Origin of the sequence: Bacillus sp. FH, from assembly GCF_052216825.1 — a bacterium.
GTDB lineage: Bacteria > Bacillota > Bacilli > Bacillales > Bacillaceae_G > Bacillus_A > Bacillus_A paranthracis.
Genome location: NZ_JBQOUU010000001.1, coordinates 879,372 through 901,039, shown reverse-complemented (window position 1 = coordinate 901,039; position 21,668 = coordinate 879,372). Strand labels below are relative to the sequence as shown.

General features: G+C 36.8%; 20 protein-coding genes. 16 read left to right on the top strand and 4 right to left on the bottom strand.

Annotated features, from left to right (window positions below; genetic code table 11):
- The first annotated feature begins 136 nt into the window (after positions 1-136).
- On the top strand, positions 137-1,207 hold the full coding sequence (locus tag ACTT1L_RS04840) for a hypothetical protein (protein ID WP_071742816.1): 1,071 nt from the start codon (positions 137-139) through the stop codon (positions 1,205-1,207).
- Positions 1,208-1,257: 50 nt separating this feature from the next.
- The gene (locus ACTT1L_RS04835) at positions 1,258-2,313 is read left to right on the top strand and encodes a hypothetical protein (protein ID WP_061131647.1); all 1,056 of its coding nucleotides are present in this window, start codon (positions 1,258-1,260) and stop codon (positions 2,311-2,313) included.
- Positions 2,314-2,343: 30 nt separating this feature from the next.
- On the opposite strand, the gene ACTT1L_RS04830 is transcribed toward ACTT1L_RS04835, so the two are convergent.
- Positions 2,344-2,784 (bottom strand): DUF2621 domain-containing protein, encoded by a 441-nt coding sequence (locus ACTT1L_RS04830; protein ID WP_000889384.1) that lies wholly within the window; start codon positions 2,782-2,784, stop codon positions 2,344-2,346.
- A gap of 103 nt (positions 2,785-2,887) precedes the next feature.
- Positions 2,888-3,184, bottom strand: a complete 297-nt coding sequence (locus tag ACTT1L_RS04825; RefSeq protein WP_000262403.1) for a hypothetical protein — start codon at positions 3,182-3,184, stop codon at positions 2,888-2,890.
- Between the two features lie 245 nt (positions 3,185-3,429).
- Here ACTT1L_RS04825 and ACTT1L_RS04820 point away from each other — a divergent pair, with 245 nt between their 5' ends.
- Positions 3,430-4,017: an AAA family ATPase gene (locus ACTT1L_RS04820; RefSeq protein WP_001998011.1), complete on the top strand. Its 588-nt coding sequence runs from the start codon at positions 3,430-3,432 to the stop codon at positions 4,015-4,017.
- Positions 4,014-4,586, top strand: a complete 573-nt coding sequence (locus tag ACTT1L_RS04815) for a DJ-1/PfpI family protein (RefSeq protein ID WP_000722213.1) — start codon at positions 4,014-4,016, stop codon at positions 4,584-4,586. The genes ACTT1L_RS04820 and ACTT1L_RS04815 overlap by 4 nt, the downstream gene beginning before the upstream one ends.
- Before the next feature lie 13 nt (positions 4,587-4,599).
- On the opposite strand, the gene ACTT1L_RS04810 is transcribed toward ACTT1L_RS04815, so the two are convergent.
- A complete protein-coding gene (locus ACTT1L_RS04810; protein WP_071742818.1) occupies positions 4,600-5,547 on the bottom strand; it encodes a class I SAM-dependent methyltransferase in 948 nt (315 codons plus the stop codon).
- 194 nt (positions 5,548-5,741) lie between these two features.
- Between ACTT1L_RS04810 and hutP the strand changes: the two genes are divergently transcribed.
- The 11 genes from hutP to ACTT1L_RS04755 all read left to right on the top strand — a co-directional run bounded on the left by hutP (position 5,742) and on the right by ACTT1L_RS04755 (position 19,456).
- Positions 5,742-6,182, top strand: a complete 441-nt coding sequence (gene hutP / locus ACTT1L_RS04805; protein ID WP_442821818.1) for a hut operon transcriptional regulator HutP — start codon at positions 5,742-5,744, stop codon at positions 6,180-6,182.
- Between the two features lie 103 nt (positions 6,183-6,285).
- The gene (gene hutH / locus ACTT1L_RS04800; RefSeq protein ID WP_000631850.1) at positions 6,286-7,803 is read left to right on the top strand and encodes a histidine ammonia-lyase; all 1,518 of its coding nucleotides are present in this window, start codon (positions 6,286-6,288) and stop codon (positions 7,801-7,803) included.
- A 23-nt stretch (positions 7,804-7,826) separates the two neighbouring features.
- The gene (gene hutU, locus ACTT1L_RS04795; RefSeq protein WP_000416706.1) at positions 7,827-9,485 is read left to right on the top strand and encodes a urocanate hydratase; all 1,659 of its coding nucleotides are present in this window, start codon (positions 7,827-7,829) and stop codon (positions 9,483-9,485) included.
- Between the two features lie 12 nt (positions 9,486-9,497).
- Complete coding sequence (gene hutI / locus ACTT1L_RS04790) at positions 9,498-10,769, top strand: imidazolonepropionase (protein ID WP_000887524.1); 1,272 nt, start codon at positions 9,498-9,500, stop codon at positions 10,767-10,769.
- A complete protein-coding gene (gene hutG, locus ACTT1L_RS04785) occupies positions 10,748-11,719 on the top strand; it encodes a formimidoylglutamase (RefSeq protein WP_071742820.1) in 972 nt (323 codons plus the stop codon). The genes hutI and hutG overlap by 22 nt, the downstream gene beginning before the upstream one ends.
- A 261-nt stretch (positions 11,720-11,980) precedes the next feature.
- Positions 11,981-12,442 (top strand): CarD family transcriptional regulator, encoded by a 462-nt coding sequence (locus ACTT1L_RS04780; protein ID WP_000486325.1) that lies wholly within the window; start codon positions 11,981-11,983, stop codon positions 12,440-12,442.
- A 565-nt stretch (positions 12,443-13,007) separates the two neighbouring features.
- Positions 13,008-14,135 carry an alkene reductase gene (locus ACTT1L_RS04775; protein ID WP_061184789.1) on the top strand — a complete coding sequence of 376 codons (1,128 nt, stop codon included), beginning with the start codon at positions 13,008-13,010 and terminating at the stop codon, positions 14,133-14,135.
- Between the two features lie 67 nt (positions 14,136-14,202).
- On the top strand, positions 14,203-15,771 hold the full coding sequence (locus tag ACTT1L_RS04770; protein ID WP_071742822.1) for an FMN-binding glutamate synthase family protein: 1,569 nt from the start codon (positions 14,203-14,205) through the stop codon (positions 15,769-15,771).
- 290 nt (positions 15,772-16,061) lie between these two features.
- A complete protein-coding gene (gene putP, locus ACTT1L_RS04765; protein WP_071742824.1) occupies positions 16,062-17,540 on the top strand; it encodes a sodium/proline symporter PutP in 1,479 nt (492 codons plus the stop codon).
- A 341-nt stretch (positions 17,541-17,881) separates the two neighbouring features.
- Positions 17,882-18,820, top strand: coding sequence for a ring-cleaving dioxygenase (locus ACTT1L_RS04760; RefSeq protein WP_000412746.1), 939 nt, complete (start codon positions 17,882-17,884; stop codon positions 18,818-18,820).
- A gap of 24 nt (positions 18,821-18,844) precedes the next feature.
- A complete protein-coding gene (locus ACTT1L_RS04755; protein ID WP_000975470.1) occupies positions 18,845-19,456 on the top strand; it encodes an alpha/beta hydrolase in 612 nt (203 codons plus the stop codon).
- Between the two features lie 55 nt (positions 19,457-19,511).
- On the opposite strand, the gene ACTT1L_RS04750 is transcribed toward ACTT1L_RS04755, so the two are convergent.
- Positions 19,512-21,044 carry a BA3702 family sensor histidine kinase gene (locus ACTT1L_RS04750; protein WP_071742826.1) on the bottom strand — a complete coding sequence of 511 codons (1,533 nt, stop codon included), beginning with the start codon at positions 21,042-21,044 and terminating at the stop codon, positions 19,512-19,514.
- A gap of 235 nt (positions 21,045-21,279) precedes the next feature.
- Here ACTT1L_RS04750 and ACTT1L_RS04745 point away from each other — a divergent pair, with 235 nt between their 5' ends.
- A complete protein-coding gene (locus ACTT1L_RS04745; RefSeq protein WP_442821817.1) occupies positions 21,280-21,648 on the top strand; it encodes a VOC family protein in 369 nt (122 codons plus the stop codon).
- Positions 21,649-21,668: the final 20 nt, after the last annotated feature.

Genomic DNA, 21,668 nt, shown 5'->3' with positions numbered 1-21,668 from the left:
AAATGAATAGGAATAGGCAAAGGCTTTTTTTTGCCCAAATTAGTCTGTGCATATACAAATGGAACTTTTTTTACTTGTTTGCATTAAATGAAATAGCGAATAAATATTTATCTTATATGGAAGGGGAGTGGAATTGTTGGCTTTTGTACAAACATATACGAAAACAGACTCTTTATTTATGGTACACACAGGTAATACAGTTGGCATGCGTGGTATTACAACAGCGACGGCGTATCAATACAATGCATTAATAACAAGAGATACAAATTTAAGTTTTGCAGGAGTTCCTTCTTCGGTAGATCCATTAACTTTTGCGGGAACGACAAATGATTGGACATTAAATGGTTCTTGGGCAAGACTTAATCCTTCAGTAACAGATGTACCAGCAACAGCAACTGTAGACTTTGCAATGCTAGTATGGCAAGGAACATTGAGTGCAACTGTGACAGAAACGGTGGTAAATAACAATATACCTACTTTACAAACACCGGATGGGGTCACTCATACAATTACGAGTGTTCCTGCATGGGGAGAGACGAGATCAAGCGGAACATTTCAAGGTACCATTTATACACGTGCTGCAAATGTAACAAATATTCTACAAGGGCTTTCAAATCGAGCAGCGGGGGATTATTTTGTAGAAAGGGTTCCCACGGCAAATCCTCCGACGCAAGGGACAGGCGTAGGATGGGCATTGGTTGTTGTATATCGCGATAATTCATATCCTATTAGGAATGTTAGTTTATATACTGGTTTACTCATTTCTACATTGGGTGAGACAGCAACGATTTCAAATTTTATCACTCCAGTTGTAGCGCCGGTTAATGCTCGTGTATTTACAATGGCAATTAATGGTGATACTGATGCGACAGGTGATAGATTTAACTTAAACGGTACGGGACTTTCAGGACCTAATAATTTAATAAATAACTTTTTTGCTTCACAAGTAAATAATTATTTGGGAAATTTAAATACAGTCGGAAGTTTTGGGGATAGAAATATGCCAATTGGTACTTCTGCGACTAATCGGCGTGCAGAGTTTGATGTGACAAATGTACCCGCAAATGGCGTGTTAACAGCCGGCTCTACTTCTACTACCGTGAATATCCCAAATACATTTGATTATCTTTACGCTGGTGCTGTCGGTTTACAAATAGATTTAGCGGAGGCACGTTTAACTGCTACAAAATCAGTAATAGTGAGTTAAAAAATTGAAAACTTTAATAAAATTTTTTATCCTAATAGGAGTGAATTCTATTGGCTTTTGTTCAAGCTTACGGTAAAAACGATAACTTATTTATGATGCATACGGGTAATACGATGGGAATGCGCGGTACTGCAAATACAAACTTTGCTTACAATGCACTTATAACATTAAATACAGATTCTACTTTTGGAGGAGTTCCTTCATCGACGGACCCGAATACATTTGGAGGTACAACAAATGATTGGACATTAGATGGCTCATGGGCTGAATTAAATCCATCAACTACTATCGTTCCAGCTACGGCGGTTGTAGATTTTGCGTTACTTGTTTGGTCAGGTGGATTGGATACGGCTGTTACAACTGCTGTTGTTGATGCGAATCCTCCAAATTTAGTTACGCCTGATGGAACGAGTACACAAGTGACAATTAATTCAGCATGGTCATCAGAAGGGACAAATCTCCCTTTTATAGCCAATGTTTATAATCGAGCAGCAGACGTTACATCTTTACTGCAAGGTTTACCGAATCGAGCAGCAGGAAGATATAGTGTGACAAGATTACCTACGCGTCAGCCAGTTGGTTATGGTGCAGGATGGTCGTTGATTGTTGTATATCGTGATTCCTCATATCCGATGAGAAATGTGAGTTTATTTCCAGGTTTTTTATTATCCGGTACACCACAAACCATTTCAGGATTTTTTACACCAGCTACAGGGACGGTGACAGCAAGAGCTTTTGTAATGGCGGTAAATGGTGATCCGAATTTTACAGGTGATAATTTTCAATTGAACTCTGTGACATTAACAGGACCAAATAATCCAATAGGGAACTTTTTTAGAGGGCAAGTAAATGATATTAATGGAAATTTAAATACAATTGGTAGTTTTGCAGATCGGAATTTTTCTGGAACGACTACAACTGCAAATGCAAGAGCTGAGTTTGATATTACAAATGTAAATGCAACAGGTTCTATTGCACCAAATACGACATCTACACAAGTAAATATTACAGGTACTGGAGATACAATTTATACAAGTGCGGTTGGATTACAAATAGACTTGGCGGAGGCTAAATTAACAGCAGTAAAATCAGTAACTGTAAGTTAAAAAAGATTGCTATAAGTTAGCAATCTTTTTTTATGAGGTAGATTTTGTTAGTAAAGATTGATAATGAGAATAATCAATCTTTTTTTCTTGTAGTTTTTTTACTAAAAATTTATGATCACGCTTCGGTGTAGCAATAATATACCCTTTAATAATTAAATCTTGTGTAATTTGAGAGGCTTTTTCTTGTAAGGCTAGTTCACCGATTTTGCCAGCAATTTTTGATTTAGCAACATCGCGAAATAGCTCTGGAACAGGACTGACGAGCTCTTCTAACAATTGTTTTTGTTCGTCATCCCATAAATGCCTCGTTTTATTAATATAGTGCTCTTCCCAATCTAAAATGGACATACCATCTTCTTTTGGTAGTCGTTTTAAAAATTTTCTGAACATAAAGTATCCACCGATAGACATAAGTCCTAATAAAATAACAGTCCACAGTACAATAAACCAACTGAACCATCCTTCGAGCAAGAGTATCCCCCCTTAATGATTGCGGTTTTCTTTTATTTATATTATAAACAGTGAGATTGATAGAAAGCAAGAACGCTTGGTCATTTTGACCAAGCGTTATCATTTAAACGAAGTATAGTTGTTCCACACATAAATTATTATTATCATCTTCTACATATTCAATGATTAATGTGCCAACTTTACGATCTTTATCTTCAGTTGTGAAAATAGAGTAAGAAGTAAAACGTGCTGTTGATAGGCCGCTTATATGTGTAGGTAAAGAAATGTAGTCGTTATCGCGGAAGAATTCCATCAGTTCAATATCCTCAAATTCTTTTCGGTCAACTTGTTTGTTTGTATAGCGGCGTTGAAGTTGTTTTAAAGACTCGTTCCAAGAAATTGCTTTTGTATCGTATACCATTGTCTTATCTCCTTACTGTATGTAATCATTAAGAACATACGTTCTAATCTAGTATACTCTTTTTATTTGAAAAGGGAAAGCAAAAAATAATGTAAGCTTGGATTTCCAAGCTTACATTATTAATGCGTCCGTCATAATCTCTATTTTTTATTATATGTTAGATAAGAATAAGAAACAAGATGATATATATTTTGTTGATAGTTTTCAAGATTCTGTATATTATAGTTTTACTAAAGCGCAAGGGAATGAGAGGAATGGCATATGTAATTTCACTCCAAGGACCGATGGCAAGCGGAAAAACGACATTGGCTAAAAGGTTAGAGCGATGTGGGTTTTCAGTTATATATGAAAACCCTTATCCAATTGTAGAAAAGCGAAGAGTATTAAATTTGGATATAAATTCAAAAGAAGGGTTTATTCTAAATCAAAAAATGTTTATGGAAGCAAAAATAAAGGAGTTTCAAAATGTAAAAGATTCAGTTGTAATTTTTGATCGCGGGCCAGAAGATATTGAGTTTTTTACGCTCTTTTATCCAAAGATTATAGGAGAAGAGTGGGATATAGAAACTGCATTAAGAGATGAATTATATAAATTAAGAGAATGTCGTTCAGATGCTATTTTTTATTTAGATGGCTCGGAAAGTAATTTATATAATAGAAAAAATAATGATAGAACAAGAAACAGAAGTACATTTGAGGAGCAATTTAAATTAGTAGAAACTGAAAAAGACTGGTATAAACAATTTCCTGTAACTTATGTGGACACGAATAGATTAACAGCGGAAGAATTAGAGGGATATTTTATGGATTGGTTAAAGGAGAGAGGGATATGAAAAAAATACTTTTATTTGTATACCCAACATTTGCGGAGTTTGAAATAACAGTAGCAACGGCATTGTTGAAAAATAAATATGAAATTATTACAGCGAGTTTAACGAAAGAATTGATTATAAGTGAAACAGGTTTGCAAGTGCAACCGCATATAGAATTAAGTGAAGTACGTGTAGAAGAATATGAGGGGATTATTATTCCAGGCGGAGATGCGATACATATGAAGGATGCAGAAGGACTCTTTTCAGTCATCCGTCAGTTTCACGAACAAGAAAAATTAGTAGCTGCTATTTGTGCGGGACCGTATGCACTAGCAAAAGCAGGCTTATTCAAAGAAAACTCGTATACAGTAACTATGGACTATAGAAAATTAGATTGTTTTCCAGTAGAAAATTTTGTGTATGAAGAAGTTGTGGAACATTCAAACATTATTACAGCGCAGGGGCATGCATTTGTACCATTTGGAATAGCGATTGCCTCTTATTTTGGGATAGCGAACGAACACAATATAAATTTTTACAGTGGTAAGGGGAATGTGATGATGGAGGAGCTTTTGCCTGAGAATGTATAAAAGCTAGCATTTGCTAGCTTTTTTCTTTTTGACATCGATAAATGGCTAACGTTTTCGGATCGCGCCATATACCGTTATGAATTGCCAATTCATTTTCTACTTCTTCTTTTAGCCATTCCTTCATTTCGGCGTGAAGATGTGTATTATCAGGTATATTTAGCGACGGAAACATGCTAGAAATATAGTTTACAATTGGAGTAGCATGATGAAAAACGAGAGCATTATGAATAACTGCTTCTTCAACAGTTGAAAAAACAGACTGTAATATCTCTTTACCATTTTCCAAACAAAATGGCGTGACTGAAGATGTTGTTTTCGGTAAATCAAATGCGTCTAACATGCGATTACACATTTCAACTATACGAGGTAATGTAACGTCAGAATTTGTAGTAGCTAAAAGTGAGCCACCAGGACGTATTACTTTATGGAACCCTTGGATAGTTTTTTCAACATCTTTCATATGATATAACATATGTCTTGCGACGATCCAGTCGTAGCAATTGGCTTCAAAAGGAAGTTTTTCAGCGTTACCTAGTCTCCATTCAATTAAAGTATTTGTTTTAGTGGCTTCAGAGAGCATGGCTTCTGATTGATCAAAACCTGTTAATTGACCTTTATGGCCATTCGCTTGCAAAAAGGAAAGAAATTTTCCGTTAGCGCACCCAACCTCTAATATTTTCTCGTCTCCTTGAAGTTGTAAATGATCCATGACGACTTCATCTAAATTCACTTGTTTTTCTTCGTAATGTTTATGCGTATCAATACGTATTTGTAAATGGTGGCTTACATTGTACTGGCGTTTTACATCATTCATCTTTTCGCATTCCACCTTCGTGCAAAATTGCTGAATTGCGTGCGTTAATACGTCGGTTTTCTTTAAGCCTTCGTAATGGAGTGCAGCTTCAAACCTTTCAAGTAATTTTTCTTCAATTCGAAAATGAATGTTTTTTCGCTTTGTCACTGAAATCTCTCCCCTTTGTATCGGTTAGTGAGACTATAACACGCCTGGAAAATTTGTGTAAATCATTTGTGTACACAAATGGAGGGGATGAAAAAATTGTTTGAATGTGAGTTTAAACTATTGACGATTTAACCGTTTTCATATATTCTTAAATTAAGAAATATTCAAATAATTAAAAGAAATGAGAGAGTCACATGCTTCTTCAAGGAACACATCGAATTGGTCGTATGGCCATGCTGTTGGCACTTGCGGATGAGAATGAAAGCCCTGTATTATCTATCCCAAAAGGTTGGAAGTATTGTACGGGGAAAGTGGGTTCGATGAATTCGCAAAAGGTTGTCGCAGCAATGGAAACAGCGGCTAAGAGCAACCAAGTTATTGAAACAGACGTTTACAGAGAAACACATGCACTTTATCACGCAATTATGGAAGCTTTGTACGGAGTGACGAGAGGTCAAATTCAGTTAGCAGACGTTCTTCGTACAGTAGGACTTCGCTTTGTAATTGTGCGCGGTACACCATACGACGGAAAAAAAGAGGGCGAATGGGTTGCTGTTGCATTATATGGAACGATTGGTGCACCTGTAAAAGGATCTGAGCATGAGGCGATTGGTTTAGGAATTAATCACATATGATTTGCCCATAGTCTATTAGTTAGAAGGGGGCCTTACTTTTTTAGGACAGAAGTCTGTCTTAAAAAGATAAGGTCCCCTTTTGCCTTTTTAAGGAGGAAAAACAATGATTACGTTAACAGGACACACATTGACAATTGAAGAAATGAAGAGGTTGTTACTTGAAGGAGAAGGTGTAACAGCTTGTCCAACTAGTATGCAAAAGGTGGCAGAGTGCCGCGAAGTAGTTGAGAAAATTGTAGAGGACGGAAAAGTTGTTTACGGTATTACAACTGGATTTGGAAAGTTTAGTGATGTGCTAATTCAAAAAGATGATGTAAAGGCACTTCAACATAATTTAATTCAGTCACATGCATGTGGGATAGGCGAGCCATTCCCTGAAGAAGTATCACGCGGTATGTTAATTTTACGAGCAAACACGATGCTTAAAGGAGTATCTGGTGTTAGACCGCTCGTTGTAAATATGCTTCTTGAGTTTGTAAATCGTAAAATTCACCCAGTTGTTCCACAACAAGGCTCACTTGGTGCGAGTGGCGATTTAGCACCTTTATCTCATCTTGCGCTCGTATTATTAGGCGAAGGTGAAGTGTTCTATAAAGGAAAACGCGTTCATGCAATGGTCGCTCTTACAGAAGAAGGTCTTGAGCCAATTGAACTTGAAGCGAAAGAAGGTCTGGCGTTAATTAATGGTACGCAGGCGATGACAGCGCAAGGAGTTCTTTCTTATATAGAAGCAGAAGCAACGGCTTATCAAGCTGAATTAATTGCATCTATGACAATTGAAGGTTTACAAGGCATTATTGATGCATTTGATGAAAATGTTCATAAAGCACGTGGTTATAAAGAGCAAGTGGAAGTAGCAAGCAGAATTCGTGACATCCTTCATGATAGTAAATTAACAACGAAACAAGGAGAACTACGTGTGCAGGATGCCTATTCACTTCGCTGTATTCCGCAAGTACACGGTGCTTCTTGGCAAGTTTTAAATTATGTGAAAGAAAAATTAGAAATTGAAATGAATGCCGCGACAGATAATCCACTTATTTTTGATGGCGGAGAAAAAGTAATTTCAGGTGGTAATTTCCACGGTCAACCAATTGCATTTGCGATGGACTTCTTAAAAGTTGGAATGGCAGAACTTGCAAATATTTCAGAGCGCCGTATTGAACGCTTAGTAAATCCACAGTTAAACGATTTACCACCATTTTTAAGTCCAGAACCAGGACTTCAGTCTGGTGCAATGATTATGCAATATGCTGCAGCGTCACTAGTTTCTGAAAATAAAACGTTAGCACATCCGGCGAGTGTTGATTCAATCCCGTCATCAGCTAATCAAGAAGATCACGTAAGTATGGGAACAATTGCTTCACGCCATGCACATCAAATTATTCAAAATGTAAGACGTGTTCTTTCAATTGAGATGATTTGTGCGATGCAAGCAGCAGAATATCGCGGTATTGAAAACATGAGTACAGTGACGAAGAGCTTCTATCATCAAGGTCGTCAACAAGTACCTTCTATTACTAATGACCGTATATTCTCAACGGATATTGAAAATATTGCGTATTGGTTAAAAACGAATTATTCGATAAAAGAAAGATTAGATGTAAACGCAGCACTATAAAATGAGAAAAGGGAGAGATTGAAATGGAAAAAGTTAAACAAACAATTCGCGCGCCAAGAGGTACTGAGTTACAAACGAAAGGGTGGGTGCAAGAAGCTGCACTTCGTATGTTAATGAACAATTTAGATCCGGAAGTTGCTGAAAAGCCAGAAGAATTAGTTGTATATGGTGGAATCGGCCGTGCAGCTCGTAACTGGGAAAGCTACAATGCAATTGTAGATTCATTAAAAACGTTAGAAAGCGATGAAACATTACTTGTTCAATCAGGAAAACCAGTTGCAATCTTTAAATCACATGAAGATGCACCTCGCGTTCTTTTAGCGAACTCAAACTTAGTACCGAAGTGGGCGAACTGGGATCACTTCCGTGAACTAGAGAAAAAAGGTCTTATGATGTATGGACAAATGACAGCAGGTAGCTGGATTTACATTGGAACACAAGGTATTTTACAAGGGACATATGAAACGTTTGGTGAAGCGGCACGCCAACATTTCGGTGGTTCATTAAAAGGTACATTAACACTTACTGCTGGTTTAGGTGGTATGGGCGGTGCACAACCTCTTGCTGTAACGATGAATGGCGGTGTTGTTATCGCTATTGATGTTGATAAGCGCAGTATCGATCGCCGTATTGAAAAGAGATACTGTGATATGTATACAGAATCATTAGAAGAAGCATTAACGGTTGCGAACGAGTATAAAGAGAAGAAAGAACCGATTTCTATTGGTTTATTAGGAAATGCGGCAGAGATTTTACCAGAGCTAGTGAAGCGTAATATTACGCCAGATTTAGTTACAGATCAAACATCTGCTCATGATCCATTAAACGGTTATATTCCAGTAGGTTACACATTAGAAGAAGCAGCAAAACTTCGTGAAGAAGATCCGGAGCGCTACGTACAATTATCAAAAGAAAGCATGACAAAACATGTAGAAGCAATGCTTGCTATGCAAGCAAAAGGCGCAATTACATTTGATTACGGAAATAACATTCGCCAAGTTGCTTTTGATGAAGGTTTGAAAAATGCATTCGATTTCCCAGGATTCGTTCCAGCATTTATCCGTCCATTATTCTGCGAAGGAAAAGGACCATTCCGCTGGGTAGCGCTTTCTGGTGACCCAGAAGATATTTATAAAACAGACGAAGTAATTTTACGTGAGTTTGCTGATAATGAGCATTTATGTAACTGGATCCGTATGGCTCGTCAGCAAGTTGAGTTCCAAGGTCTTCCGTCACGTATTTGTTGGCTTGGTTACGGTGAGCGCGCGAAATTTGGTCGCATCATTAATGAAATGGTTGCAAATGGTGAATTATCAGCACCAATCGTTATCGGTCGTGACCATTTAGATTGCGGATCAGTAGCATCTCCAAACCGTGAAACAGAAGCGATGAAAGATGGTAGTGATGCAGTAGCTGACTGGCCAATTTTGAATGCATTAATTAACAGTGTAAACGGTGCAAGCTGGGTATCTGTTCACCACGGTGGCGGCGTTGGTATGGGTTATTCACTTCACGCTGGAATGGTTATCGTTGCAGATGGAACAGAAGCAGCAGCAAAACGTATTGAGCGCGTATTAACTTCTGACCCTGGTATGGGTGTTGTTCGTCACGTGGATGCAGGATATGACTTAGCTGTGGAAACTGCGAAAGAAAAAGGCGTTAACATTCCAATGATGAAATAAGGAGGAGAAAACATGCTGGACACTTTACTAATAAATATCGGTCAATTGCTAACAATGGATCAAGAAGATGGCTTGTTAAGACGGGAAGCGATGAACACGCTTCCTGTTATCGAAAACGGTGCGGTTGGAATTGAAAATGGTGTGATCACTTTCGTTGGAACAGCGGAAGAAGCAAAAGGGTTACAAGCGAAAGAGGTTATTGATTGCGGCGGGAAAATGGTTTCCCCTGGCCTTGTTGACCCGCATACTCATCTTGTATTTGGTGGATCTCGTGAAAATGAAATCGCGCTAAAATTACAAGGAGTTCCGTACTTAGAAATTTTAGAACAAGGCGGAGGTATTCTTTCGACTGTAAATGCAACGAAAAAAGCGTCGAAGGAAGAACTTGTTCAAAAAGCGAAATTTCATTTAGACCGTATGCTATCTTTCGGAGTTACAACTGTAGAAGCGAAGAGTGGTTACGGATTGGATGATGAGACGGAATGGAAACAATTAGAGGCAACTGCACAATTACAAAAAGAGCATCCAATCGATTTAGTTTCTACATTTTTAGGTGCTCATGCAGTTCCGAAAGAGTATAAAGGTAGATCGAAAGAATTTTTACAATGGATGTTAGACTTACTGCCAGAAATGAAAGAGAAGCAATTAGCTGAATTTGTTGATATTTTCTGCGAAACAGGCGTGTTCTCTGTTGAAGAGTCGAAAGAGTTTTTATTAAAAGCGAAAGAGCTTGGCTTTGATGTGAAAATTCATGCGGATGAAATTGATCCTCTTGGTGGTGCGGAAGCGGCAGCTGAAATTGGTGCAGCATCAGCGGACCATTTAGTTGGTGCTTCTGATAAAGGAATTGAAATGCTTGCAAACTCTAATACAGTAGCCACTTTATTACCAGGAACAACTTTCTATTTAAATAAAGAAAGCTTTGCTCGCGGTCGTAAAATGATCGATGAAGGTGTTGCGGTAGCTTTAGCTACAGACTTTAACCCAGGCAGCTGTCCAACGGAAAACATTCAGCTTATTATGAGCATCGCAATGCTGAAGTTGAAAATGACACCAGAAGAAGTTTGGAATGCCGTAACAGTTAACTCTTCTTACGCAATTAATCGTGGTGACGTAGCTGGGAAAATTAGAGTAGGTCGCAAGGCAGATCTAGTGCTATGGGATGCTTACAATTATGCTTACGTACCGTATCATTACGGCGTAAGTCATGTAAATACAGTATGGAAGAATGGTAATATCGCATATACAAGAGGTGAACAATCGTGGAGCACGGCCACTATTTAAAGAAAAATGCCAAGTTTATCGATCGTGAAGTGACAAAATGGAGTGAAATGATCAAAGATTGGGAGGAAGGCGTGGAAATATTCGGTGCGGCCTTAATTGGAGCACCCCTTTCTAAACCGTCTATTAGTCATTCAGGAGCAAGTTTTGCTCCAAAAACAATTCGTGCGATGTTAGATGCATATAGCACGTACGCAATTACAGAGGAACATGATATGAAAGAAAGTGTCTTATATGATTGCGGCGATATTACGATGCATGTGACGGATATAAAAGAAAGTCATAACCGAATTGCGAAAACAGTTGGTCATGTAACGAAAGTAAATCCGAACATGATACCAATCGTTCTTGGTGGGGATCACTCGATTAGTTTTCCGAGTATAACAGGATTTGCAAATAGTAAAGGGAAGGTCGGTATTATTCAATTTGATGCCCATCATGATTTGCGCAATTTAGAAGATGGTGGTCCGTCAAATGGTACACCGTTCCGTAGTTTACTAGAAAATGGTGTTATTACAGGAAAACAACTCGTTCAAATCGGTATTCGTAATTTTTCAAATGCACGAGCGTACCATGAATATGCAAAAGAACATGGCGTGACAGTGTATACAATGAAAGATGTACGAGAGCGAGAAATAAAAGATATTATGACGGAAAGTATCGAAGTATTAAGAAAGCAAGGCGTGACCTCTATTTACATTTCTCTTGATATGGACGTACTAGATCAAGCATTCGCACCAGGTTGTCCAGCAATCGGTCCTGGCGGAATGGACAGTATGACTTTACTTGATGCGATTGAATTGCTTGGTAAAGAACCGCTTGTGCAAGGGATGGATATTGTAGAAATTGATCCAACTCTTGATTTCAGAGATATGACGAGTCGAGTAGCTGCGCAAGTGATTATGAGTTTTCTTTTAGCGAGGGAAACAGTTAGTAAGCAGGTTAGTATATAGAAGGAAAAGTAGATTTTTATTTACGCTTTATCAAAAACACATTACTACTCAAATGTAGTGATGTGTTTTTATGTTAAAAGAGAATGAATGTGTGTGGAACCGTTAATAAAATTGCGGTTTTTTATAGTGTATTGTGTGAATTTAATTTCTTGCTTCTGAAGTGTTGACGTGTAAAATATTTTTGTGATAAAATAAAAATTTTGCTAAAAAACTAAAAGTGTGTTAAACTTGAGAAGGTTACCATATATGGAGGTGGATTATTTGTTTCAAATTGGCGATAACATTGTTTATCCAATGCAAGGAGCAGGTATAATTAAAGCCATAGAAGAGAAGGAAATCGCAGGAAAAAAACAACAGTATTATGTTATAAAAATGTCGGCTAGTAATATGGAAATAATGATTCCTGAAGGGAAAATATTGAGTTCAAATATACGACCAGTAACGGATATCACGGCATTAATACACATAATAGATATTTTTCAACATGGAGAATCAGATAGATTACTTACGTGGAAACAAAGATATAAATTGAACACTGATAAAATAAAAACGGGTAAAATGCAAGAAGGTGCTGAAGTTGTGCGTGATTTAATGCGTATACAGAAAGAAAAGGCACTTAATGCAAGCGAAAAGAAAATGTTAGATAACGCACATGAATTTTTGATTAGTGAACTGGGATTAATTGAAGGTATCACAGAAAATCAAATAAAAAGCTTTTGTTAAGGTTCATTACAAATAATATATGGCATCCCAAAAAAAGGTTTTGAATTTTTGGGGAACATAATTATAGACAATCAATCATTTCAAAGACATTCAACTCTTTCAAACCACTTTTAGAGCATTAACCTCTTTTGTTATTACTACAATCAAATCCATTTTTATTTTTTAATTCTTTTACGAATGTTCGAAGTTTAATTCAATACTTCGATAAAATAGTTACTTGATTTTTGCAATCCTGATTCACACTGGCACGGACGAGGAGCCGTAAGGATGAAAGAGAGGTAGGGCTTTCATTGTTTTAGGTATATAAGTTATTATTTTTAGAAGAATACTGAACCATTTTCACTTCTATTGATAAGGGATTCTTTATATTAAAGAGATGAAGAAATTGACAGCCATATATGATCAACTAAAAAAGGTTTCCTACTAAGGAAACCTTTTTAGTTTATTTATAGCATTCTGTTTTTTGGATATTCGAATGTTTTATAGAAAAGTCGTATAAATTGACGTTACTATTTAAAAGTAAGTATGATGCGATTATAGCAAGAATTTTTAAGGGGGAAGAAAAATGGCAAGTTCTAATAATAAAGCGGCAAGTATTTATGAAGGAACAAATGTAAACGCTTGGGGATCTTTTGAAAATATTGAAGAAACGAAGTTGTTTGATCAGATTCAAGTCGGAGCTTGGTCTCTTCGTAATCGCATAGCAATGGCACCGATGACAAGATGCTTTGCAGACAATGAAACTGGAGTAGTTGGTGCTGATGTAGTGGAGTACTATAGAAAGCGTGCTGCTGACGGAGTTGGATTAATTATTACAGAAGGAATTGTCATTAGTCCGAGAGCGAAAGGCAATCCAGGAGTACCAGGGATTTATACGCAAGAACAAATTGATTCATGGAAACCTGTTACAGAGGCAGTACATAAAGAAGGCGGGACAATTATTGCTCAAATATGGCATGTTGGTCGTATGAGTCATCATGAAATAATTGGTGGGCAAATGCCCCAAGCGCCTTCTGCCATCGCTGCAGAAGGGAATGTTCCACGTTTTCGCAAACCATTCGATACACCAGAAGCAATGACATTAGAAGAAATACAAGAAGTTATCAGTCAATACGCACAAGCAGCAAAAAATGCGATTGAAGCTGGGTTTGATGGGGTAGAAATTCACGGTGCACACGGATATTTAATTGATCAATTTACTTATGAGTTTGCTAATAAGCGTACTGATAAATATGGCGGTGACTTAAAGCAAAGATTAACGTTTATGAAAGAAGTAACTGAGGCTGTAATAGAAGCAGTTGGAGCTGATAAAACACTTCTTCGTTTCTCTGCTTTTAAAGGGGATAATCCTACTTATATGTGGGAAAACCCTGAGCTGGCAATTGAAACATTTGTAAATATGTTTAAAGAAGTTGGATTAACGATGATTCATCCTTCAACGATGAATTATACGCAAGTGATTGCTGACGGAAAGAATTTTCATCAATTAGTAAGAAAATATTGGGAGGGTACGATTGTTGGGGTTGGTAATTTGAATCCGAAAGAAGCTGAAGAAGCGTTGCAAGAAGGAACAATTGACGTAGCTGCATTCGGAAGACCGTTAATTGCTAATCCAGATTTTGTTCATCGAATTAAACATGCTGAAAGTTTAGTTGAATATGACGCGAAAGAGCATCTTGCTACATTAATTTGAATAAAGATAAAAGGAGAACACATGGAGTGTTCTCCTTTTATTATGGAATTTCATAGGGGGAAGCGAGATGAGTGAAACGCTACTCGTTATTATTAGTATATTACTATTATTAATGTTGCTTTTAATCGTCTTTTTTATTATCACATTTTTTATAAAAAAACGGACGCATCATTCTATTTTAAAATTACATCCATACTTAGGAAGAATGCGTTACTTACTGGAAAAGATAGGGCCGGAATTCCGACAATATTGGTTTGATCACGATACAGATGGAAAACCTTTTTCACGTTACGATTTTCAAAGTGTTATGTTTTTAGCGAAGTATCGCTCTGAAATACTTGGTTTTGGGTCGAAACGAGATTTTGAAGCATCTGGTTATTATATTGCTAATACGTTGTTTCCGGTATTAACAGAAGAATTAAGTGTGAACGTAACGCAAGAACGTGAAGGGAAAAAGTATGTGATTCATAAAGAAGGATTATTTTCACGGAGAGAAAAATTGACAGCGGATACAACGAATCTTTGGTTATACGAAGAAGACGATGCAATTATCGTCGGCGAAAATCGTAAATATCCGTGGAAACTGTATGGCATGTTTGGGGCATCAGCAACTTCTTACGGTGCGATTGGCGAAAATTATATTTTAGCGAGCGGCTTTGGAGCGAAAATGGCAGGCGGATCGTGGATTAATACTGGTGAAGGTGGCGTTATTCCAGAACATTTACATACAGGGGCGAATATCGTTGCGCAAATTGGTCCAGGGCTATTTGGATACCGTGATGAGGACGGGAATTTTTCAATGGAGAAATTTATGGAGAAAGTGAAAGAAAGTAATATTAAAGCATTTGAATTGAAATTTGGGCAAGGTGCGAAAATACGTGGTGGTCATTTAGAGGGGCAAAAAGTAAACGAGAAAATTGCTTTTGTTCGGAATGTACGAGAGGGAGAGACAATTAATTCACCGAATCGATTTTCATTTTTAAATAATGCAGCAGAGACACTTTATTTTATTCAACAGTTGCAAGAAACTGGCGGGAAACCAATCGGTATGAAAATTGTAATTGGACAGCAGGAGCCGTTGGAAGATTTATTTAAAACGATGAAAGAGTTAAATATCTATCCGGATTTTATTACAATTGACGGTTCAGAAGGTGGATCAGGAGCAACATATAAATCGATGGCAGATAGTATGGGGATGCCGCTTATTCCAGCGTTACTGACATGTATTGATACAGCGAATCAGTATGGTGTTCGTGATAAATTCAAAGTGTTTGCCTCGGGGAAATTAATTACACCAGATAAAGTGGCAATTGCTTTAGCGATTGGTGCAGATGCTGTAAACTCGGCACGTGGTTTTATGATGGCAAGCGGTTGTATTATGGCGCTTCAATGTAATTCTGGCCAATGTCCATCTGGTGTGGCTACGACGAATCCGCACTATCAAAAAGCGTTAGATCCGTATGAGAAGAAGTGGCGAGTTATGAATTATATTATTAGTATGAGATATAGTTTGTTTTCGTTAGCAGCAGCAGCGGGAGTAAAGAGTCCACGTCATTTAAAGAGAGATCATATTGTATTTAAAGATGAGGTGGGGCGGATAGTTCCTCTCTCAGAATTGTTTCCTACTAGTAAATAGAAGTAAGCTATGTTTAATAGATTAAAAGTCATACATTTGTATGGCTTATTTTTATTAAAAAAATAGGTGTTTTATTTTCTGAATATTTTTACTTTAATTTCTTTTAAAAACCGGGTAATCCACTGGGATAAAGGCGTTTATGAAGGTTTTCACATGCAGTAAAAAACACCTGTTCACTTGAAAGAACAAAAAATGTTTGTTAAGGTAGGGAACCATAAGCGAAAACAAGAAAATAGAAAAAGTCATTTTTCGAAATTTTGAATGGCTTATGTAACTAAGGGAGAGATTTGGTGAAGATTGAGATTATGGTTTCGCTTGCTATTTATATGGCAGGTATGTTGTATATCGGTTATTGGTCTTATAAGAAGACATCCGATTTATCAGATTATATGTTAGGCGGAAGGGGACTCGGTCCAGCAGTTACAGCTTTATCAGCTGGTGCTTCTGACATGAGTGGTTGGATGCTAATGGGATTACCTGGTGCGATGTATGCGACAGGGTTATCAAGTGTGTGGATTGCGATAGGTTTATTAATAGGTGCTTATGTAAACTATTTAATTCTTGCCCCGCGTTTGCGAACGTATACAGAAGTGGCTAATGATTCAATTACGATTCCAGACTTTTTAGAGAATCGATTTAAAGATCGTACGAAAATACTTCGTTTTGTCTCCGCTATCGTCATTTTAGTATTTTTCACATTTTATGCGTCGGCTGGTTTAGTATCAGGTGGACGTTTGTTTGAAAATTCTTTCAACCTTGATTATAAAATTGGTTTATTTGTAACTGTTGGTGTCGTAGTTGCTTATACACTATTCGGTGGTTTTTTAGCAGTAAGTTGGACCGACTTTGTGCAAGGGTGTATTATGTTTATTGCTCTCGTATTAGTACCAATTGTTGCTTTTACAGATGTCGGTGGTGTAACAGAAACATTCAATACGATTAAGCAAGTTGATGCATCGCATTTAGATATGTTTAAAGGGACCACAATTCTTGGTATTATTTCCTTTTTAGCATGGGGTCTTGGGTATTTTGGTCAACCACATATTATTGTCCGCTTTATGGCAATTACCTCTATTAAAGATTTGAAAACTTCTCGTAGAATCGGTATCGGTTGGATGACGATTTCAATTATAGGTGCAATGCTTACTGGTCTAGTTGGTATTGCTTATTACGCTAAAAATAATGCGACATTACAAGATCCGGAAATGGTCTTTGTAACATTCTCAAATATTTTATTCCATCCGTACATTACTGGATTTTTATTATCAGCTATTTTGGCTTCGATTATGAGTAGTATTTCCTCGCAATTACTTGTTATTTCAAGTGCAGTAACGGAAGATTTCTATAAAACATTTTTCCGTCGTAACGCAAGTGATAAAGAACTTGTATTTATCGGTAGAATGTCAGTTTTAGTAGTAGCTATGATCGCAGTTGTTTTAGCGTATCATCCAAGTGATACAATTTTAACACTCGTCGGTTATGCTTGGGCAGGATTTGGTTCAGCATTCGGACCTGCCATTTTATTAAGTTTATATTGGAAGAGAACGAACAAATGGGGCGTTCTTGCTGGGATGATTGTTGGTGCAGTAGTTGTAATTACTTGGGTACAAATTCCAAGTTTAAAAGCGACTATGTATGAAATGGTACCTGGATTCTTCTGTAGCTTATTAGCTGTGATTGTTATAAGTTTATTAACGAAAGAACCAGTTAAAGCAATTCATCGTGAATTTAATGAGATGGAAGCAGTGCTGGAAGAAGAAACGAAATGATTAGCGAAGAGAGTAAACGAAACTGGCGTTTACTCTCTTTTTATTTAAAATGAAAATAAGGAACTTGTTGACAACTAAAAGTAAGTAACTTATAATAAATTTGAGTTCGAGTTAATTTGTACTTTGAATAAAGATTTCAAATGGATTAAATATTTTTTTAATAATTATCTCGAATTTGAGATAATTTAAGGAACTGGAAGTTAATGTGTAATTTTAAAATCAATATCTCGAATTCGAGATAAAATTATCATGACGGATTTTACTAGTCAGTATGGACAAAATGAATAATGAATCTTAATGTAAAGCAATTTTTATAATGGAATAAAAAAGGAGTGGAAGAAATGGAAAAGAAAACAATGGGCATCCACCATATTACAGCGATTGTAGGGCATCCACAAGAAAATGTAGATTTTTACGCTGGTGTGTTAGGTTTACGTTTAGTGAAACAAACAGTGAATTTTGATGATCCAGGTACGTACCATCTTTATTTTGGTAATGAAGGAGGAAAACCGGGAACAATTATTACGTTTTTCCCATGGGCAGGTGCTCGTCAAGGAGTTATTGGTGACGGTCAAGTAGGAATCACTTCTTATGTTGTACCAAAAGGGGCAATGGAGTTTTGGGAAAATAGATTAGAAAAATTCGATGTTTCGTATACAAAAATGACTCGATTTGGGGAACAGTACTTAGAATTTGATGATCCACATGGTTTGCATATAGAATTAGTAGAAAGAGAAGAAGGCGAATTAAATAATTGGACTTTTGGGGAAGTTACGCCAGAAGTAGCAATTAAAGGATTTGGCGGTGCAGTTCTTTTATCAACGCAGCCTCAAAAAACTGCTGAACTGTTAGAACATATCATGGGTCTTGAGAAAATTGGAGAAGAGGGTGAATTTGTTCGATTCCGTTCTTCTGCTAATATTGGCAATATTATTGATTTGAAATTATCGACAATCGGACGCGGTCAAATGGGTGTTGGTACAGTTCATCATATTGCTTGGAGAGCGAGTGACGATGCTGATCAGCTAGACTGGAAAGAGCATGTGTCCCGTTTTGGATACCACGTAACTCCTGTACAAGATCGAAATTATTTTAACGCAATTTATTTTAGAGAACACGGTGAAATTTTATTTGAAATTGCAACAGATCCCCCTGGTTTCGCTCATGATGAATCGTTAGAGACGATGGGTGAGGAATTAAAGTTACCGGAACAATATGAAAAACATAGAAAACAGATTGAACAAACGCTTTTACCATTTGAAGTGAGAAATTTAGATTAAAGTGATTGAAAGGGGAAAAGGATTATGATGAAACATGTTTTTCAAAAAGGAAAAGATACGTCAAAACCAGTATTGCTATTACTTCATGGTACAGGAGGTAATGAATTAGATTTATTACCACTTGCAGAAATAATGGATCCGGAAGCTTCAGTATTAAGTGTCCGTGGAAATGTATTAGAGAATGGGATGCCACGTTTCTTCCGTCGATTAGCAGAAGGTATTTTTGATGAAGAGGATCTTATTTTCCGTACGAAGGAATTAAATGAGTTTTTAGACGAAGCTGCAAAAACATATGAATTTGATAGAAATAACATTGTAGCTATCGGTTATTCAAATGGAGCAAACATTGCGGCAAGCTTATTATTCCACTACGAAAATGCGTTAAAAGGTGCTGTGCTTCATCACCCAATGGTGCCTAGAAGAGGAACACAATTGCCTAATTTAGCTGGGAAATCCGTGTTTATTGCTGCTGGGACAAATGATCCAATTTGTTCATCTTCTGAGTCAGAGGAATTGAAGCTACTATTAGAAAATGCAAACGCTAATGTAACAATGCATTGGGAAAATAGAGGACATCAATTAACGATGGGTGAAGTAGAAAAAGCAAAAGAATGGTATGGAAAAACAGTTCTATAAGTATAAATAATAAAAGAAGCATCTGCTAATCGTTAGCAGATGCTTCTTTTATTATTTAAGACTGGATTGCAAGGTGAGGTGAAGAAAGTGGTAGGTGAATATCAACGACCGTACCTTTATTTAATTCACTTGAAATGTGTAATTTACCATGATGTTCTTCAATTATTTTGTAACACATCATTAATCCTAGCCCTGTGCCTTTTTCTTTTAAACTATAAAAAGGTTCGCCTAAACGGGAGATACGATCTTCTGGGATACCGCAACCTTCATCGATAATCCGTATTAAGATGAAATTACCCTCTAATGGTTTTGTTTGGATGAAAATATTTCCGCCATTTGGCATTGCTTCAATCGCATTTTTTAATATATTTATAAAAACTTGTTTTAATTGGTTACCGTCACATTGAATGTCATATACGTAATCAAAATGATCCATAATGATATGAACGCTATGCATAATTGCGGTTGGTAAAATAAATGTAACTACCTCTTCAATTAAAGTTTGTATGTTACAAGTTTGGATTGCTAATACTTGTGGTTTAGACATCGCCATAAATTGACTCGTGATAGATTCCATCTGTGAAATTTCACTTAACATAACATCGATATACCACTTCTGCTCCTCATTTATTTCAGGGAGTAGCAATGTTAGAAAACCTTTTAGAGAAGTGAGTGGATTTCGAATTTCATGAGCAATTCCAGCTGTCAGTTGTCCGACTACTGCGAGCTTTTCAGATTTTCGTAATAACTTTTCCGTTTCCTTTAGCTCAGTAATATCTCTTCCCATTACGATAAGACCTTTACGGGAGCCGTCAGGGTGATAGAGAGGAACTTTCGATATACTTAAGATTAGGTCGAAATCATCTCTATGAATAATAAATTCTTCACCATGAAGAATTTGTCTTTGTTGCCATGCTAATTCATCGACTTCTTCACAATGTAAAAAAGCTTCTCGGTACGCTTCATTATATTGAATGAGTTCACTATCTTTTTTTCCGTGGTAAGGTACATGATGGAAATTGAAGCAAGAAAGTGCGTAGTCATTTGCCTCAAGCCAGCGCCCTTCATGATCTTTAAATATAACAAACGCAGGCATGGAGTTTACTAATGTGCGTAATCTCTTCTCACTTTCTTTCAGCTTTTTCTCAATTCTTTCTGATTTTTCAAGAGGCTTCATAATGGCATATACGCCAGTTAGACGATTTTGGACAAAAATAGGAACTAGTTTTGTCACGACATCTAATAGGAATCCATCTTTATGATAAATAGATAAAATATATTCTTGTTGATTATCCGCTTCCGTATTCTTTATATTTTGTAATACTTGCTCAGAAATATGAGCTTCTAAAATCGAGGTAATGCTTTTCCGCTCTAATTCTGAAGAAGTGTAACCTAGTATTCTTTCGGCAGAAGGATTAGTGTGTATAATAATTCCCTCTAAATTTAATGAAATAATACCATCAGGGTTGTGTTCGAACAGAGATGCGTACATTTCTGTTAATGAACAATCTTGTATATGGTTGCGTAAACGTCTAGAAATGTTCGGATGACGTTTTTTTTGAGTTGATGAATATTTTTTACGACTCATAATAGTTCCTCCGTACAAATAGCATCTAAAAAGATTTGTCTATTCATAACTATAATATAGATGTAACGTGTATTTCTATAAAAAATGGAAGTTATATAATAAATTTTGTTTTCTTTATTTTGGAAAAGTACGTATAGGGTGGTAATAAGGGGAGCTTATATTGTTTTATAAATCATTTGTAAGTTACAGGAGTAGGTTTTCCTTATAACATTAGGGTAGAAGAGGGGGAGAGAAAATGAGAACTTATATTCAAGGGATCGATCATGTACAAGTAGCTGCGCCTGTAGGGTGTGAAGAAGCGCGAGAGTTTTATAGTAATAAAATTGGTATGGAGGAAATCCCAAAGCCAGAGGAATTAAAGAAGCGCGGTGGGTGCTGGTTTAAGTGTGGAAATCAAGAGATTCATATCGGAGTTGAGCAAAACTTTACCCCAGCTAAAAAGGCACATCCGGCTTTTTATGTTTTAAACATAGATGAATTTAAACAAGCGTTAATACAGCAAGGCATTGAAGTAATAGATGATCATGCACGACCAGATGTAATTCGATTTTATGTGTCAGATCCGTTCGGAAATCGAATTGAATTTATGGAAAATAAAAACTAGGTGGAAATCCACCTAGTTTT